This window comes from Micromonospora sp. CA-248089 (assembly GCF_050948515.1).
Classification (GTDB): Bacteria; Actinomycetota; Actinomycetes; order Mycobacteriales; family Micromonosporaceae; genus Micromonospora.
On record NZ_CP192016.1, the window covers coordinates 337,129 to 353,187 of the forward strand.

Sequence of the window (16,059 nt, forward strand, 5' to 3'; positions counted from 1 at the left end):
GGCGGTCAGCGCGGATCGACCCGCTCGGCCAGCCCCGGGTAACGCACCACGAAGCCGTCCGGGTCGACCTCCAGGTCGGCGGTGAACGTGCCGCTCGCGTACCGGACCCGGCCCGGGCCCAGCGAGGTGTAGACCTGCTCGGTGGGCACCACGGCCAGGCCGGGCAGCAGCACCCAGGCCACGTTCACGGCCGTCGCCAGGTCGGCGGGCAGCCGCCCCAGCCCGATCCGGCGGATCGGCAGCGTGTTGGTCAGCGGCGAGCCGCCCAGGTCCACGTCGAGCGCCTCGGCCAGCCGGCCCGGGTCGTCGGTACCAGGTAGGCCCGCCGGTGGGTGCCCGGCTGCGCTCAGCGCCGCGTCCAGGTCGCCCTCCTCGCCGGTACGCACGCGCCACCCGTCCCGGCCCCGCTCCAGGCGTACGCTCCGCGACCAGCCCGCGCCCTCGGACTCGACCTCAAGCCGGTTCGTCGACCAGTCCGGCCCGACCTCCAGCCGGTACCGGCACGTGTACGGGATCGGATCCACGGCGAGCGCCGCACCCTGCGCGGTCAGCCCCGGACCGTCGCCGAGCACGACGTGCTCGGAGCCGGCGGTGTCGGTCCGGGCCCAGAAGAGCGACTTCGGCATGGTCCGGACGTTACGCGACCCGGCCGTCGACGGCAGCGGATGCGCGAACGCCGCCGCGAGCCGGGGGCGACCGACTACCCCTGCTCGTCGCCCTCGGTGAGGCGGGGCGGCCGGTTGTGGCGGGCCCACTCGTCGACCTCATCAGCGTCCCAGACGTTCATGCCGATCAGTCGGGCGAGCGGCTCGGGAAACCCGGGGCGGCGGGTGATCTGGAGAACCCGCTGACGCGATACGCCGAACAGGGCGGCCAGCTCGCCGGGCCCGTACAGGCGTGGCGGCCGGGGCTCTCGCTTGAGGGTGGCCACAGAGGCCTCGTCGGGGCTACTCGTCGTCGTCCGCCGGCCGGGGCGGCCGGTGCTCCCGGATGTACCGCTCCACGTCCCGCTTCAGCCAGACCGCGCCGACGGACAGCTCTTGATACGGCGCGGGGAATGCGGGATGCCGCCGGATCTCGCGGAATCTCGACCTGCCCACGCCGAGCATCTTCAAGATCTCACCGGCCGCGACGAGTTCACCCGGTCCCGTCTCCTTGGTCACGACGTCGAAGGTAGGAGCGGGCTTGCCCGCCTATGGCGACGCGAACAAATAATCGCACCTACGTGGACCCGTCAATGTTGACAGGGGAGCAAGTGAGCGATCTGATGGATCAGGCCCCCCGCCCGGTGGCGAGTTCGCGGCGGACGGGGGTGCCACCTGGAAGCCGACCCGTGCAGGAGGCCCCGAGTGACCCAGCGCCACGCTCCGCTGAAACCCCTCTGGGTCTGTACGGCAGACCTGCTCAACTGGCCGTGCGAGAACGCCAAGGTCGAGTTGGTCGCTGACTACGAGCACGACCGGCGTCACCTCGCCGTCGATCTGGCCGCCCTGATGCGGCAGGCAACCCATGACCTGACCCGGCTCTACTCCGAGCCGCCGGATCCCGCCGAGATGCACATCCGGTTCCTGGGCTGGCTGCGGTCGGTGCGCAATGTCTGACCCGATCGGCACCGGCCTGCTGCTGGCCGCCGTCATCGCCCAGGCGTTCGGCTGCTGGGTCGCCTGGTCGTGGGGCCGATCCGCTCGCCGCAGCCTGCGGCAGACCATCGACAAGACCATCCCGACGCCGCCGCCCGACTGGCAGCCTCGTCATCGCCTGTCGCTGTGGAATGAGCCGACTCGGCGGTATCCCGTCCTCACACCGCGCAGCTAGACCGGGAGCCGACATCACCCCAGACGCACCGCCGCCGCCGAGCGGGTGCTCGGCGGCGGCGGTGGGTGCGCTCAGATCAGTGGGTACGTGCCGGCGGGCGCCCGCCGAAGCCGCGCCTGTCGTCCCGGCCCCGCCCCTCGGCCCGGAAACCGCCGCTCCGGCGCTCGGCCGGCCGTGCGTCGCCCCGGTCACCGAAACGCCGCTCGGCCTGCGGGCGGTCGTCCTGGCGCCGGTCACCGAAGCCGCGCGAGCCGCCCGGCCGGTCGTCGTACCGCCGCTCGTCGCGGTCGTACCCGCGTCCGGCCGCCGGCCGCTGCCGGTCGCCGTACGGCCGGTCGGCCCGGTCGCCGAAGCGCCGGTCGTCGCCGCGCTGGCCGCCGAAGCGCTGGCCGCGGTCGTCGGACCGCTGCTCGCCGAAGCGCCGGTCGTCGGGCCGCCGGTCGCCGTAGCTCCGGTCACCGTAGCTCCGGTCACCGTAGCTCCGGTCGTCGCGACGCTCGGGCCGGTCGAAGCGGCGCTCGCCGCCGGACCGCTCGCCCGAGTAGCGCTCGCCGGCCGGCCGGTCGCCGAATCGGCGGTCACCGCCGCGATCCGCGAACCGGTCCCCGGACCGCTCGCCCGCAGGCCGGTCGCCGAAGCGGCGTTCGCCCGTGGGCCGGTCACCGAAGCGGCGCTCGCCACGACCGTCACGGTCGCCGAACCGGCGCTCGCCCCGGTCGGAGTAGCCGCGCCCGCCACGGTCGAAGCCCCGGCCGTCGCGGTCGCCGAAGCGGCGCGAGCCGCCACCACGTCGCGGCTCCGGCTCGTCCCGCACCGGTACGCCGCTGGGCTCACGCGCGCCGGTCAGCTCGGCCAGCGCCTCGTCGCCCGCCCGGACCCGGGTCTCGGCCGGCTCGACGCCCGCCTTCTCCATCATGGCCAGCGTGGTGCGGCGCTGCTTGGGCAGCACGAGTGTCGCCACCGCGCCCGACTCGCCGGCGCGGGCCGTACGGCCGGCCCGGTGCAGGTAGTCCTTCGGGTCCTTCGGCGGGTCCACGTGCAGCACCAGCGAGACGCCGTCGACGTGGATGCCGCGGGCCGCCACGTCGGTCGCGACCAGCACGGGCGTGCGGCCCTCGCGGAACTCGGCGAGCGTCTTGGTACGCATGCGCTGCGTCTTGCCGCCGTGCAGCCCACCGGCGCGTACGCCGACGGCCGCGAGCTGCTCGACGAGCCGGTCCACGCCGAGCTGCGTACGGGCGAACAGCATGGTGCGGCCCTCACGGGCGGCGATGGACGCGGCGACAGCGAACTTGTCGTGCGGCGGGATCAGCAGCATGTGGTGATCCATGGTGGACACGGCGGCGGTGGCCGGTGCGGTCGAGTGGGTGACCGGGTCGGTCATGAACCGCTTGACGAGCGTGTCGACGTCGTTGTCCAGAGTGGCCGAGAACAGCAGCCGCTGCGCGTCCGCCGGGGTCTTCGACAGCAGCTGGGTGACCTCGGGCAGGAAGCCCATGTCGGCCATCTGGTCGGCCTCGTCCAGCACGGTGATCTCGACGTCGTCGAGGCGGCACACGCCGCGCTCGATCAGGTCGCCCAGCCGCCCGGGGGTGGCCACGACGATCTCCACGCCGCGCCGCAGCGCGTCGATCTGCCTGTCGTACGGCACGCCGCCGACGGCGGTCTTCAGGAACACGCCCGCCGCCTTGCCGAGCGGCACGAGCGCGTCGTTGACCTGCATGGCCAGTTCCCGGGTGGGGACCAGGACCAGGGCGCGCGGGTGCAGCGGCCGGGCCCGGTTGCGGTCGGCGAGCCGGGCGATCACCGGCAGGCCGAAGGCGAGCGTCTTGCCCGAGCCGGTCTGGCCCCGGCCGAGCACGTCGCGGCCCGCGAGCGAGTCGGGCAGGGTGGCCCGCTGGATTTCGAACGGGGTGGTGATGCCCTGCCGGGCGAGCGCCTCGACGAGCTGCCGGGGCAGGCCGAGCGAGGCGAAGTCGACGGTCTCGGGCGTCGGGTCGACGGACGGGGACATGCTGGATTCAGCGAAGGTGGTCAAGAAATACCTCTCGAGCGGGGCGCATCTTCGCGATGGCCCGCCGCGGCCTGTCACGCCGCCGAATCGCCCGCAAGATCGCCCATGGGCGCGCGCATCGGGCGCGCCAGGTCAGTGATCAGAGACAAGTGTACGGCGCAAAGCCCGCTCCGCCACGGCGACGCGAGATCGTAGTGGGCGGGCTCACCCCGTCACTCGGTCGGCATCGCCCCGGTCAGCCCGCTCAACGCATCGTTGGCCAGGAAGACCACGAGCAGACTGATCGCGATCAACATGGTCAGCGCGACGGCCAGCACGATGATCACCTTGGTGTTGCCACCCCGGGCCGCCGGGCTCTCCTCGGACCAGCCCTGGGCCAGGATGTGCCCGGTCAGCGATCCGGAGTTCTCCAGCGGGTTGCCCTGCGGGAACGACACGGTGGCGAAACCGGGCCCGTCGGTTCCGCCGTACGCGGCGGTGGCGAGATCCGGGCCGGCGGGCTGCGGACGTACCGGACGGGTCGTGTCGGCGTCGCGGGCGGGCGTGGCCGGCGGCGGCCAGGTCGGCAGCGCCGGGGCCGGCACCACCGGCGAAGGCGGGTCCGACACGGGCGCGGCGGCCCACGACGGCGGCGTGGCGCCGACCGGCGGTGCGACGAGCGGGGCCGGCGGCGGTGGCGCGGCCGGCGGGCTCGGGACGGCGGCCCGCGCGGGCGGGAACGCCGGGGCGGCCGACGGGGCCGGGAACAGCGGCGCGGGCAGCGGGTCCGCCCCGCCGGTCATCGCCGGTGGCGGCGGGAACGGCGGCGCGGGCATCGGGCCCGGCGGGGGCGGCGGCGGGGGTACGGGCGGACCCGGCGGCGGGACGGGTGGGCCGGGGATCGGCGGCACCGGTCCGGGCGTCGGCGTCGGCGGCGCGGGCGGCGCGGGCAGCGGCGGCGTGGGCCGCAGCGGAGGCTCCGGTTCGGGTACCGGCGGCGCGGGCGACGGCGGCGTCGGACCGGGCACCGGCGTGGGTGCCGGCTCGGGCTCCGGGCCGTTCGGCGCCGGAGGCTGCGCCGGCTCCGGCGGCTGGACCGGCTCCGGCGGTTCCGGGTTCACCGGCCCGGCCCGGTAGACGGTGGCGGCGGCGGGCGGAGCGGCCACCACGGAGGCGGCGACCTCCTCGGCCGAGACGCGGCTCAGGCCGGGCACCGACGCGCTGGCCCGGGCGGATGCCGCTCCGGTACCGCTGGCGAGCGCGGCGGGGCGGTCGGTGGTGGAGACCGGTGCCGCTTCCGGCGGGGAGTCGGCAGGCTCGCGCGGAAGCGAATCGGCGGTCCCGGCCGGGGAGCCGTCGTCCGGCTCCGAGGCCGTCCCGTCGGCCGCGTCCGCCTGCCGGGCCGGTGCGGTGTCGCGGTCCGGCGCGGTGACGGCCGGTGCGGCGGCGTCCACGACCGCGGCGTCCGGGGCGGCGGGCGGAGTGGATGCGGGCACGCGTGCGGAACCGGAGACGCGGGGTGCCGGGATGGCCGCCGGAGCACTGCCGGGCGTACCCGGGAAGGCGTCGCCGTCCGGCTTCACCTCGGCGGCGGGCGTGGCTGCCGTGCCGGCCGAGGCGGGCGGCACGGTGGCGGGCTGGGGCGGCGCCTGGCGTTCGGCCACAGCGAAGGCGGACCAACTGGACGGTGGCACGGTGGCGCCGGGGAGGCGCCGATCCAGCGGCGGTGGGGTGTCCGCCGGGGTGCCCGCCCGGTACGTCGTGGGGCCGGCCTGCGGAAGCGGCTGCTCGTCACCGGAGGGCGGCGGCACGGCCGCGCCGGCGACCGACACCCGTGCCCGCGCCACGGCTACCGCCGGGGCCGAACCGCGGTCGTCGTCGCCGGCCGGGTCGGCGGGGTCGGGCGTCGGTCCCGGGTGGACCTTCTCCGCCGGAACGTCCTGCTCGCCCATCTCGCCCCTCCGCACCCACGCTCGCCTCCGGCCGTGGCGTCGACCGGAAGTGCCTGGATCTCACCGTGCCATATTCCAGCCCGGGAGCACAGCCGGAGTGGCGGTTGGGTCAGTCGGCGCTGCTGCTCGGGCTGGCGGAGCCGCTGCCGGACGTGCTGCTCGACGGGGCGGCGCTGCTGGTGCTCGGGGCGACGCTGCTGCTGCTCGGCGCGGCGCTGCTGGTGTCCGGCTCGGCGCTCGCGCTCTGGCTCGGCTCCGGCTCCGCCGACTCGCTGGGCGGCGGCGAGCTGGGCGCCGGGCTGGACGTCGTCGGATCCGGCGTCGGCGTGGTGGGCTTCGGCGTCGTCGGTGTCGGCTTGGGCGTGGTCGACGGCTTAGGCGTGGTGGGCGTCGGCTTGGGGGTGGTCGACGGCTTCGGCGTGGCCGGCAGCGTGGGCGGCGGGGCGGGAGTGGCCGGGGCGGGTACCGCACCGATCACCCGGGTCGCCGCGTAGAGCCGCGACCAGCGGACCACCGAGATCTTGACGACGTCACCGGTCCGCGGCGCCTCGACCATCTTGCCGTTGCCGATGTACATGGCGACGTGGTGGACGCTGGTCCAGCTGCTGCCCGAGGCGAAGAACAGCAGGTCACCGGGGAGCAGAGCGTTCGGCGAGACGGTGCGGGAACGGGTGGCGAAGTACTGGTCCTTGGCGACGCGGGGCAGGCCCCGGTAGCCGGCCGCCTGGTAGGAGGCGAGCATCAGGCCGGAGCAGTCGAACCGGTCCGGGCCCTCCGCGGCCCACAGGTAGGGGTCGCCGAGCTGGGCGAGGGCGTACCGCACGGCGGCGAGCGCCCGCGGGTCCGCCACCAGGCCGTCGATGCTCTGGTCGACCACGTACGAGGTGCCGAGCTGCTGCTCGGCGGCGTCCGCCAGCCGCTCGATCTCCAGCAGCTTCGCCGCGTTCTCCTTGCGCAGCGCGACGAGCGCGGCCTCATGCTTGCGCAGGTCGGCCTCGGCGCGGGTGTACTCCGCGCCCTTCTCGGTGGCCCGGCGCCGGGCCGACTCGTGTGCCTCCCGGGCGACCTGCTCGGCGCTGGTGGCGCGGAGGAGTTCGCCGGTGACCGACGTGGTGGCGCCCGCGGCCTTGTCGCCGCGGGTGATGCGCTGGAGGTTGGCGAAGTCGCGCAGGCTGGCGCCGAACTCGCCGGGCGGCAGCGCCGCGTCGGCCTTCACGGCGTCGGCGGCGGCGCTCTTGGCGTTGTCCTGGGCGCGGGCGAGCGCGTCCTGGGCCTCCTTGAGGCGGGCGGCGGACTGGGTCAGCTCGGTCTGTGCGGCGTCCCGCTCGGTCTTGATCCGGAGCAGCGCCTCGCCGAGCTGGGTGACCCGGACGTCGAGCTGGTTGATCTGCGCGATCAGCGGGCCGTCGGCCGGGTTGGTCACGCCGGTGGTGGCACCCGCGCCGGGCAGACCCGGGACGGTGACACCGGGCAGACCGGGGACGGTGCCGGGCAGGCCGGGGACGGTGCCCGGTACGCCGGGAACGGTGCCGGGTGCGCCGCGGCCGGAGCCGGACGCGCCGGGGAGCTGCAGGGGGCCGGTGACCTGGGGCCGGGAACCGGTGTCGGGCACCACGTCGGGCAGCGGGTCGGCCCAGGCGGGTGTGGCGAGCGCCGCGGCCGCTACCGCCCCCAGCAGGGCGGACCAGAGCGCCGGGCGCAGGATCGGTGAGATCACCGGCTGCCGTCCTCGTCGCCGTCGGGCCTTGGTGCTGTGAGCCATACCGCTCCCCGTCCGGTCTGGGGTCCGTCACGCGTGGTTGGGGCGTGTCGGGACAGGACGGCCCTGGTGTGTGTTCCGCCCCACCCTGTCTTACCTCACGGTTGCGACGATGTCGATGTGCGGAGCGTGACGACGGGTGAACCGCCGTGACCACGTCGGCGGCCGGTCGGACCCGCGACGTACGCTCGATCGGGAACCCAGGTGGAAGGACGTGGCTTTCGGATGGACGCCGGACTCAAGCGCGAACTCGAGGCGAAGGTGTACGCGGGGGAGCGGCTGACCCGCGAGGACGGCATCGCCCTCTACGACAGCGACGACCTGACCTGGCTGGGCCGGCTGGCCCACCACAGGCGTACGGAGCTCAACGGCGACCGGGTGATGTTCAACGTCAACCGTCACCTGAACCTGACGAACGTCTGCTCGGCGTCGTGCGCGTACTGCTCGTTCCAGCGCAAGCCGGGCGAGAAGGACGCCTACACGATGCGCATCGACGAGGCGGTCCGCAAGGCCAAGGAGATGGAGGACGAGCAGCTCACCGAGCTGCACATCGTCAACGGCCTGCACCCCACGCTGCCCTGGCGCTACTACCCGAAGGTGCTGCGCGAGCTGAAGGCCGCGCTGCCGAACGTCAACCTCAAGGCGTTCACCGCGACCGAGGTGCAGTGGTTCGAGAAGATCAGCGGGCTCAGCGCCGACGCGATCCTCGACGAGCTGATGGACGCCGGCCTGGAGTCGCTCACCGGCGGCGGCGCGGAGATCTTCGACTGGGAGATCCGGCAGCACATCGTCGACCACAACTGCCACTGGGAGGACTGGTCGCGCATCCACCGGCTGGCCCACTCGAAGGGCATGAAGACGCCGTCGACGATGCTCTACGGCCACATCGAGGAGCCCCGGCACCGCGTCGACCACGTGCTGCGGCTGCGTGAGCTGCAGGACGAGACCGGCGGCTTCCAGGTCTTCATCCCGCTGCGCTACCAGCACGACTTCGTCGACTCGGCGGACGGCAAGATCCGTAACCGGATCCAGGCCCGGACCACGATGGCCTCGCCGGCCGAGTCGCTCAAGACGTTCGCGGTCTCCCGGCTGCTGTTCGACAACGTGCCGCACGTCAAGTGCTTCTGGGTCATGCACGGCCTGTCGGTCGCGCAGCTCTCGCTGAACTTCGGCGTCGACGACCTGGACGGCTCGGTCGTGGAATACAAGATCACCCACGACGCCGACTCGTACGGCACGCCGAACACCATGCACCGCGACGACCTGCTGCACATGATCTGGGACGCCGGCTTCCGTCCGGTCGAGCGGAACACCCGCTACGAGATCGTCCGCGAGTACGACGGGCCGCCCTCGCTGGCGGAGCGCCGGTCCGAGCCGCAGCAGGTCTGGGCCTGACCTGGCGATGAGCGACGAGGAACAGCAGCGCGGCTTTCCCCGGCGCGACGCCGAGGGGCGCATCCTGACCCTCGGTGACCTGCTCGGCGTGACCCTGGCCGGCCTGGTCATCGGGGTGCTGGCGCTGCTGGTCTTCGAGTTCGCGTTCGCCACGGTGGGCGACAGCGGATTCGGGGGCACGAACGGCTGGCTCGCGGTGATCCTGCCGCTCTGGCTGTTCTGGGACGAGTTCCGGGCCTGGGAGTTCGGCGCCGCCCGGGTGGTGGCCGCGCTGGCCGGTCTCGGGCTCGGGATCGTCGCCGGTCTGCTGGCCGCGGGCCTGGCCTCCGGGCTGCCCGCGCTGGTCACCGGCGCGTTGGCCGCGGCGGTGTTCACCGTTGTCTACGCCGTCATCTGGTTTCATGGCGTGCACTGGCTGGCCCGGCGTACGGGCTGAGGCACGAAGAGAGTGGGAATGCGGGAATGAGCGCGGCGCTCAAGTACACGCTGGGCCGGATCGGGCTGTTCGTCGCCGTGCTGGCGGCCCTCTGGTTCGTCGACATGAACATGTTCCTGCGGCTGATGCTGGCGCTGATCTTCTCCGCCACGCTGTCGTTCTTCCTGCTCAAGGGCCTGCGGGACCAGATGGCCGGGGAGATGGCGGAGGCGGCGGAGCGGCGTCGCGTGGAGAAGGATCGGCTGCGCTCGGCGCTGGCCGGTGAGGACCAGGCCGAGCCGGACGCCGAACGCCGCGACGGCTGAGCGGACGAACGAGGGGCCCGGCGCCATCTGCGGCGCCGGGCCCCTCGTCGTTCATCGGCCGGTCGAGCCGTTCACCGGTTGACCGGGCCGTTCACCGGTTGACCGGGCCGTTCACCAGTTGGTCGAGCCCGGAACGACCGGCCACGGCCGGTCGGCCGGCTTGATCAGGTAGGCGATGCCGCCGGAGCCGGAGGCCACCGTGCCGTTGGCCCGGTAGCGCTTGGTGCGCAGCCAGATCTGCTCGAACTGCTCCCGCTTGTAGACGTTGCGGACCGCGTCGTTGGACGAGGACGCCGGGTCGTTGACGATCACGTCGCCCTCGGCCGTGAAGCCGACGATCACGAACAGGTGCCCGGAGGTGCCGTAGTTGGCGCCGTCCAGCTCGCTGGCGAGGAACGACTGCGAGGTCACCACCGGGATTCCCGCCTTGATGAACCGTTCCGCCTCGTCCAGCGAGTGCAGCCGCGTGACCCGCGCCTCCAGGCCGGGGAAGCTCGCCGCGTACGCGGTGTTGAACGGCCAGTTGCCGGCGCCTTCGTACTCGTAGTCGTAGGTCATCCGGGCGGCGTGGTCGACGGTCGGGTCGGGGTAGGAGGGGTCGACCCAGGAGGTGTCCTCGGCCGAGGGCTTGCGGCCCCAGTACTCGACCACCATCTCCGTCGAGGTGGGTGAGCACCACGCCTCGCCGCCGCCGTCGTACTCGGGGTACTCGCCGATGTGGACGTTCTGCGAGTAGCGCGGCACGGCCAGCTCGGTGCCCCAGGCGATGCCGCCGCGGCTCGGCGTGACGGTGAACCGGTCCGGCACGTTCGACGCCATCGCGCCGAGCATCCGGACCTGCGGCGCGGCGGCCTGGCCGGGCGCGCGGTAGAGCGTCAGCCGCAACTGGTACGAGCGCAGCAGCACCCCGGCGTCGGCGTCGTCGATCGAGAACGTGTCGGTCCAGATGCTCGACCACGGGTCGCCCTGGCCGTCCAGCGTGGACCGCTTGATGTCCTGGTCGCCGGAGGCCCAGCGGCCCATGACGTACCACGGGGTCTGCGCCCCGGTGTTGTACGTGCCGTGCAGCTCGACCTGGATCCAGGTGCCGGCCGGGGTGGCGGCGTTCCACGACGCGACCATCTCGGTGGCGTCGAAGCCGATCCGCCGCTCCGGCGAGGTCCAGGTGGCGTACTCCCAGGTGCGTGTCGTGCCGGTGTGCTCGTCGGTGAACTCGGTGGTGCCCGCCGGCCGGTCGATGGTCAGCGCCGGGTGGCGGCCCGGTACGGCGCGGGTGCCCTGGTGGGTGCCGGTACGCCAGTCGGGGAAGCGGGAGAACTCCTGGAAGGTGATCTGTTCGTCGTGCGTGACGCCCGGTCGCGGGGTTTGTGCCTGGACCGGTGCGCTGGTGCCGAGGAGGGTGAGCGCGGTGAGGCCGGCGAGGGCGGCCGCGCGCATTGGTCTTCCGAACATGGCAGCTCCACAGGGAGACGGCATCGTTGCCGTTCACTGTCGCGCTTGGCGGGAAGTTTCGCCAGATGTTCGGGCCAAGAAAATCATTGCCGAAGTGACGATCAGGTCGGGATGGCTAAAGAGAAAGACAGATATTGATATGACCATGTGTCTCCTGGTGGAGTGTGCGGACAACGGGAGCTCTCCCGTACCCCCAGGAGGTTGTCCATGGCCTTCCGCACCTCTCCGCTCCGCCGCCGTCTGGCGCTCGCCGCCGCCGTCGGCCTGACCATCGCCGCCGCGGCCGCCGCGCCGGCGGTCGCGCGACCCGCACCGGAAGGCTCCGGCGAGCCGTCCACCGTCGCCTACCGGGTGCTCGGACCGCGTACGGCGGCCGACCGCACCGCCGTCGCCTCCACCGGCGCGGCGATCGACTACTCCGAGCACGGTGTGCTGCATGTCACGGCGACAAAGGCCGAGGCCAACGCGATCACCCGGCTCGGATTCCGGCTCGAGAAGGACGCCGTGCCGGAGCACAACCACGCCGACGGGGGCATGACCGCCAACGCGTTCCCGCCCGCCGACTCGAACTACCACGACTACGCCGAGCTGACCGCCGTGGTGAACAAGGTGGTCGCCGACCACCCGACCATCGCCCGGAAACTGAGCATCGGCACGTCGTACCAGGGCCGGGACCTGATGGCGGTGAAGATCTCCGACAACGTCGCCACCGACGAGGCCGAGCCGGAGATCCTGTTCAACGCCCAGCAGCACGCCCGTGAGCACCTGACCGTCGAGATGGCGATCTACCTGCTCAACCTCTTCACCGACAACTACGGCAGCGACTCCCGGATCACAAGCATCGTCAACACCCGGGAGATCTGGATCGTCCCCACCGTCAACCCGGACGGCAGCGAGTACGACATCGCCACCGGCTCGTACCGCTCCTGGCGCAAGAACCGGCAGCCCAACAGCGGTTCCACAGCCATCGGCACCGACCTGAACCGCAACTGGAGCTACCAGTGGGGCTGCTGCGGCGGCTCGTCCGGCACCAAGTCGTCGGACACCTACCGGGGCCCGTCCGCCTTCTCCGCCCCGGAGACCGCGGCGCTGCGCAACTTCGTCAACAGCCGCGTCGTCGGCGGGGTGCAGCAGATCAAGGCGAACATCGACTTCCACACGTACTCGCAGCTGGTGCTCTGGCCGTACGGGTACACGTACAACAACACCGCCACCGGGATGAACACCGACCAGTACAACACCTTCGCCACCATCGGGCGGCAGATGGCGGCGACGAACAACTACACCCCGGAACAGTCGAGTGACCTCTACATCGCCGACGGCACCAGCATCGACTGGATGTGGGGCGCCCACAAGATCTGGGCGTACACCTTCGAGATGTACCCCGGCTCGGCCTCCGGCGGCGGCTTCTACCCGCCGGACGAGGTGATCCCGGCGCAGACCTCACGCAACCGGGAGGCCGTGCTGATTCTGTCCGAGTACGCCGACTGCCCGTACCGGGCGATCGGCAAGCAGAGCCAGTACTGCTGACCTCACCACCGGGTGGGAACCCCGGTTCCACCCCCGCCGGGGTTCCCACCCACCCCCACCGTCCGGACGATCTCCGCTGGTCGTGCGCTACCGTGGCACCGACCGTGCCACAGCGAAGCCGGTGCGAAACCGGCGCTGTCCCGCAACTGTGATGCCCCGTACGCGCGGCGTCGGCCTCCCGCCGGCGCCGACGGACGTGGGACGAGCCAGGTCGCCTGCGGCCCGGTCGCGACACGCGCTCTCGAGGAAGGGCGCCTCGCGGGCGGGCCTTTTCTCCTGTCGGCGAAGCACCACACTCCTCGACCGACAGGAGGCTTCATGTCCAGACGTACCCCCCGGCTCTTCGCCACCGCACTCGCGGCCGGCGTGCTGCTCCTCGGCGGCTGCGCCGAGAAGACCTCGACCGACACCCCCGCCGCCGGTGCCTCCGGCGGCGCGTTCCCGGCCACCGTCGGCAAGCTGACGCTGGAGAAGCGGCCCGAGAAGATCGTCTCGCTCTCGCCGACCTCCACCGAGATGCTCTTCGCCATCGGCGCCGGCAAGCAGGTCACCGCCGTCGACGACCAGTCGAACTACCCGGCCGAGGCGCCCCGCACCGACCTGTCCGGCTACCAGCCGAACGCCGAGGCCGTCGCCTCTCGCAACCCCGACCTCGTGGTGATCTCGGACAACCTCAACAAGATCGCCGACCAGCTCGTCGCGCTGAAGATCCCGGTCCTGCAGATCCCCGCCGCGGCCACGCTCGACGACACGTACCGGCAGCTCACCGACCTGGGCACGCTCACCGGCCACCGGTCCGAGGCCGACGCCGTGGTGCAGAAGATGAAGGACGACATCACCGCGCTGACCAAGGACCTGCCCAAGCGCACCGAGAAGCTGACCTACTTCCACGAGCTGGGCCCGGAGCTGTACACCGCGACCAGCAAGACGTTCATCGGCACCATCTACGCGCTCGCCGGGCTGGAGAACATCGCCGACCCGTCCGACGCCGACGGGAAGAACGGCGGCTACCCGCAGCTCTCCCAGGAGGTCATCGTCAAGGCGAACCCCGACTTCGTCTTCCTCTCCGACACCAAGTGCTGCAAGCAGAGCGCCGACACGGTGAAGGCGCGCAGCGGGTGGACCGGCATCAACGCGGTGAAGAACAACCAGATCGTGGAACTGGACGACGACATCGCCTCGCGCTGGGGCCCGCGCGTGGTCGACCTGCTGAAGGTCATCGTCGACGCCACCGCCAAGGTCCCGGCCTGACCGTGGCCCTTCGACAGGCGGACTCCGCCCCGAACCCGGCCGGAACGCCTCGGGCGTCCCGGCCGGGCATCCGGCCGCTGTCCCGCCCCGGGCGGCGCGGGGCGCCCGGGGCGGGCGGCGCCCCGATCCGGCCCGCCGGGCTGCGCAAGCGTTGGCTGCTCGCCGGAGTCGTGGCGGTGCTCGTCGCGCTGGTCGCGGGCGTCTCGCTCGGCCCGGTCAGCCTGCCGCCCGGCAGCGTCGCGGCCGAACTGCTCAACCTGCTACCCGGGGTGCACCTCGACAGCGGGCTCACCGAGCGGGAAGTCGCCATCATCACCGAGCTGCGGCTGCCCCGGGTCGTGCTCGGGCTGCTCGTCGGCGCGCTCCTCGCCCTGGCCGGCGGCTGCTACCAGGGCGTCTTCCGCAACCCGCTGGCCGACCCGTACCTGCTCGGCGTGGCAGCCGGCGCCGGCTTCGCCGTCACCACGGCGATCGTGCTCGGCGCCGGAGCCGGCGGCGCGCTGACCGGGCTGCCGATCACCATCCCGCTCGCCGCGTTCGTCGGCTCGCTCGGCGCGGTCGTGCTGACGTACCTGCTCGGCGCGGCCGGCGGGCGGGACCGGTCACCGGCCACGCTGATCCTGGCCGGGGTGGCGGTCTCGGCGTTCTTCGGCGCCGGGCAGACGTACCTGCTGCAACAGCACTCCGACAACATCCAGCAGGTCTACTCCTGGCTGCTCGGGCGGCTGGCCACCGCCGGGTGGCACGACGTGTGGCTGGTCCTGCCGTACTTCGTGCTCACCGCCGTGGTGGTGCTGCTGCACCGGCGTGAGCTGGACGTGCTCTCCGTCGGCGACGACGAGGCCACCGGTCTCGGCCTGCACCCGCAGCGCTCCCGCTACCTGCTGATCGCCGCCGCGTCGCTCGGTACCGCCGCCGCCGTCTCCGCGTCCGGGCTGATCGGCTTCGTCGGCATCATCGTGCCGCACACCATGCGGCTGCTCTTCGGCTCCAGCCACCGGATCATCCTGCCGCTGTCGATGCTGTTCGGCGGCGCGTTCCTCGCGCTCACCGACGTGGTCGCCCGTACCGCCGCCGCACCCGCCGAGATCCCGATCGGCGTGGTCACCGCGCTGCTCGGCGGCCCGTTCTTCGTCCTCGTCCTGCGTACCGCCCGCCGGGTGGCGATGTGAACGCCCCCGCCGTGCGCGTCCACGACCTGCGGGTCGACCTCGGCGGCAACCCGATCCTGACCGGCGTCGACCTGACCGTCGCCGCGGGCGAGTGGGTCACCGTGATCGGCCCCAACGGCGCCGGCAAGTCGACCCTGTTGCGCGCCGTCGGCGGCCTGCTGACCGGCCCGGGCGAGGTCGCACTCTTCGGTACGCCGATCGGCGCGCTCCGGCGCCGCGAACGAGCCCGGGTGGTGGCCACCGTGGCCCAGTCCCCGGTGGTGCCGGCCGGCATGTCGGTCTTCGACTACGCGCTGCTCGGGCGCACCCCGTACATCCCGGCGCTGGGCCGCGAGTCGGCCGCCGACCTGGCCGCCGTGCACGAGGTGCTGGAACGCCTCGACCTCGGCCCGTTCGCGCACCGTGAGCTGGCCACGCTCTCCGGCGGCGAACGGCAGCGCGTCTTCCTGGCCCGCGCGCTGGCCCAGGGCGCCACCCTGCTGCTGCTGGACGAGCCGACGAGCGCGCTCGACATCGGGCACCAGCAGGAGGTGCTGGAACTCGTCGACCAGCTCCGCCGCGCGCACGGCCTGACCGTGCTCGCCACCATGCACGACCTCTCCATCGCCGGCGAGTACGCCGACCGCCTGGTCCTGCTCGCCGACGGCCGGGTCGCAGCCGCCGGCCCGCCCGAGGACGTGCTGACCGAGGAGTTGCTGGCCCGCCACTACCGAGCCCACATCCGGGTGATCCCCGGCGACCACGGCCCCTTGGTGGTCCCCGTCCGCCCCACCTGACCCCGCCCCGTCCCGGCCCTCGCCCGTCCTCGCCCTCTCGCGCCGTCGATCTTGGACTTCCGGCCCCGGCAAAAGGTGCGAATGTCGCGCCACGCGGGCCACAACCGCAAGATCGACGGGGTGGGTGTTCCTGCCCACCCCACGGCGTTCGCCGTCTCGATCCCCGGGTCGGCGTTGCGCCTTGCGGGAGGGCGGATAGATCTTGGTACGAATCGGCCCTCCT

General features: G+C 72.9%; 15 protein-coding genes, 1 pseudogene and 1 riboswitch. Of the genes and pseudogenes, 9 read left to right on the forward strand and 7 right to left on the reverse strand.

Annotated elements, in window-relative coordinates; genetic code table 11:
* Nucleotides 1-5: 5 nt before the first annotated feature.
* The 3 genes from ACQP26_RS01700 to ACQP26_RS01710 all read right to left on the reverse strand — a co-directional run bounded on the left by ACQP26_RS01700 (nt 6) and on the right by ACQP26_RS01710 (nt 1,163).
* Entirely contained in the window at nt 6-626 is a 621-nt protein-coding gene (locus ACQP26_RS01700; RefSeq protein WP_433494754.1) for a putative glycolipid-binding domain-containing protein, read from the reverse strand.
* 74 nt (nt 627-700) lie between these two features.
* A complete protein-coding gene (locus ACQP26_RS01705; protein ID WP_433494755.1) occupies nt 701-931 on the reverse strand; it encodes a helix-turn-helix transcriptional regulator in 231 nt (76 codons plus the stop codon).
* A 16-nt stretch (nt 932-947) separates the two neighbouring features.
* On the reverse strand, nt 948-1,163 hold the full coding sequence (locus tag ACQP26_RS01710; RefSeq protein ID WP_036311366.1) for a helix-turn-helix transcriptional regulator: 216 nt from the start codon (nt 1,161-1,163) through the stop codon (nt 948-950).
* Nucleotides 1,164-1,349: 186 nt separating this feature from the next.
* Here ACQP26_RS01710 and ACQP26_RS01715 point away from each other — a divergent pair, with 186 nt between their 5' ends.
* Nucleotides 1,350-1,601, forward strand: a complete 252-nt coding sequence (locus ACQP26_RS01715) for a flavin reductase (RefSeq protein ID WP_269702893.1) — start codon at nt 1,350-1,352, stop codon at nt 1,599-1,601.
* Nucleotides 1,594-1,815: a hypothetical protein gene (locus ACQP26_RS01720; RefSeq protein ID WP_269702891.1), complete on the forward strand. Its 222-nt coding sequence runs from the start codon at nt 1,594-1,596 to the stop codon at nt 1,813-1,815. Before ACQP26_RS01715 ends, ACQP26_RS01720 begins: the two co-directional genes overlap by 8 nt.
* Nucleotides 1,816-1,891: 76 nt before the next feature.
* Here the strand turns inward: ACQP26_RS01720 and ACQP26_RS01725 are convergent, their stop codons facing one another.
* From ACQP26_RS01725 to ACQP26_RS01735, 3 genes are all read right to left on the reverse strand, one after another.
* Nucleotides 1,892-3,853: a DEAD/DEAH box helicase gene (locus ACQP26_RS01725; RefSeq protein WP_269702890.1), complete on the reverse strand. Its 1,962-nt coding sequence runs from the start codon at nt 3,851-3,853 to the stop codon at nt 1,892-1,894.
* Between the two features lie 188 nt (nt 3,854-4,041).
* Nucleotides 4,042-5,760, reverse strand: coding sequence for a hypothetical protein (locus ACQP26_RS01730; protein ID WP_269702888.1), 1,719 nt, complete (start codon nt 5,758-5,760; stop codon nt 4,042-4,044).
* A 109-nt stretch (nt 5,761-5,869) separates the two neighbouring features.
* Nucleotides 5,870-7,522, reverse strand: coding sequence for an NlpC/P60 family protein (locus ACQP26_RS01735; protein WP_433494756.1), 1,653 nt, complete (start codon nt 7,520-7,522; stop codon nt 5,870-5,872).
* Nucleotides 7,523-7,744: 222 nt separating this feature from the next.
* On the opposite strand from ACQP26_RS01735, the gene mqnE reads away from it, so the two are divergent.
* Genes mqnE through ACQP26_RS01750 form a run of 3 tightly spaced genes read left to right on the forward strand, consistent with a single transcriptional unit; the run spans nt 7,745 to nt 9,655 of the window.
* On the forward strand, nt 7,745-8,914 hold the full coding sequence (gene mqnE, locus ACQP26_RS01740) for an aminofutalosine synthase MqnE (protein WP_269702886.1): 1,170 nt from the start codon (nt 7,745-7,747) through the stop codon (nt 8,912-8,914).
* A 7-nt stretch (nt 8,915-8,921) separates the two neighbouring features.
* Nucleotides 8,922-9,350: a hypothetical protein gene (locus tag ACQP26_RS01745; RefSeq protein ID WP_269702884.1), complete on the forward strand. Its 429-nt coding sequence runs from the start codon at nt 8,922-8,924 to the stop codon at nt 9,348-9,350.
* A gap of 26 nt (nt 9,351-9,376) precedes the next feature.
* Entirely contained in the window at nt 9,377-9,655 is a 279-nt protein-coding gene (locus ACQP26_RS01750) for a DUF4229 domain-containing protein (RefSeq protein ID WP_269702882.1), read from the forward strand.
* A gap of 111 nt (nt 9,656-9,766) precedes the next feature.
* Here the strand turns inward: ACQP26_RS01750 and ACQP26_RS01755 are convergent, their stop codons facing one another.
* On the reverse strand, nt 9,767-11,107 hold the full coding sequence (locus tag ACQP26_RS01755; protein ID WP_433494757.1) for a C39 family peptidase: 1,341 nt from the start codon (nt 11,105-11,107) through the stop codon (nt 9,767-9,769).
* A 207-nt stretch (nt 11,108-11,314) separates the two neighbouring features.
* On the opposite strand from ACQP26_RS01755, the pseudogene ACQP26_RS01760 reads away from it, so the two are divergent.
* The 4 genes and pseudogenes from ACQP26_RS01760 to ACQP26_RS01775 all read left to right on the forward strand — a co-directional run.
* Nucleotides 11,315-12,634, forward strand: a pseudogene (locus ACQP26_RS01760) (M14 family metallopeptidase); the annotation flags it as partial.
* Between the two features lie 120 nt (nt 12,635-12,754).
* Nucleotides 12,755-12,848: riboswitch (cobalamin riboswitch) on the forward strand.
* A 107-nt stretch (nt 12,849-12,955) separates the two neighbouring features.
* The gene (locus tag ACQP26_RS01765; RefSeq protein ID WP_433494758.1) at nt 12,956-13,888 is read left to right on the forward strand and encodes an ABC transporter substrate-binding protein; all 933 of its coding nucleotides are present in this window, start codon (nt 12,956-12,958) and stop codon (nt 13,886-13,888) included.
* 77 nt (nt 13,889-13,965) lie between these two features.
* The gene (locus ACQP26_RS01770; RefSeq protein WP_269706941.1) at nt 13,966-15,060 is read left to right on the forward strand and encodes a FecCD family ABC transporter permease; all 1,095 of its coding nucleotides are present in this window, start codon (nt 13,966-13,968) and stop codon (nt 15,058-15,060) included.
* Complete coding sequence (locus ACQP26_RS01775) at nt 15,057-15,836, forward strand: ABC transporter ATP-binding protein (protein WP_269702877.1); 780 nt, start codon at nt 15,057-15,059, stop codon at nt 15,834-15,836. The genes ACQP26_RS01770 and ACQP26_RS01775 overlap by 4 nt, the downstream gene beginning before the upstream one ends.
* Nucleotides 15,837-16,059: the final 223 nt, after the last annotated feature.

What these genes read in the sequence shown, in the direction of transcription:
- ACQP26_RS01735 (WP_433494756.1), bottom strand. Translation starts at nt 7,522, where the DNA reads ATGGCTCACAGCACCAAGGCCCGACGGCGACGAGGACGGCAGCCGGTG.
- ACQP26_RS01745 (WP_269702884.1), top strand. Translation starts at nt 8,922, where the DNA reads ATGAGCGACGAGGAACAGCAGCGCGGCTTTCCCCGGCGCGACGCCGAG.
- ACQP26_RS01720 (WP_269702891.1), top strand. Translation starts at nt 1,594, where the DNA reads ATGTCTGACCCGATCGGCACCGGCCTGCTGCTGGCCGCCGTCATCGCC.
- ACQP26_RS01750 (WP_269702882.1), top strand. Translation starts at nt 9,377, where the DNA reads ATGAGCGCGGCGCTCAAGTACACGCTGGGCCGGATCGGGCTGTTCGTC.
- ACQP26_RS01765 (WP_433494758.1), top strand. Translation starts at nt 12,956, where the DNA reads ATGTCCAGACGTACCCCCCGGCTCTTCGCCACCGCACTCGCGGCCGGC.
- ACQP26_RS01755 (WP_433494757.1), bottom strand. Translation starts at nt 11,107, where the DNA reads ATGTTCGGAAGACCAATGCGCGCGGCCGCCCTCGCCGGCCTCACCGCG.
- ACQP26_RS01700 (WP_433494754.1), bottom strand. Translation starts at nt 626, where the DNA reads ATGCCGAAGTCGCTCTTCTGGGCCCGGACCGACACCGCCGGCTCCGAG.
- mqnE (WP_269702886.1), top strand. Translation starts at nt 7,745, where the DNA reads ATGGACGCCGGACTCAAGCGCGAACTCGAGGCGAAGGTGTACGCGGGG.
- ACQP26_RS01730 (WP_269702888.1), bottom strand. Translation starts at nt 5,760, where the DNA reads ATGGGCGAGCAGGACGTTCCGGCGGAGAAGGTCCACCCGGGACCGACG.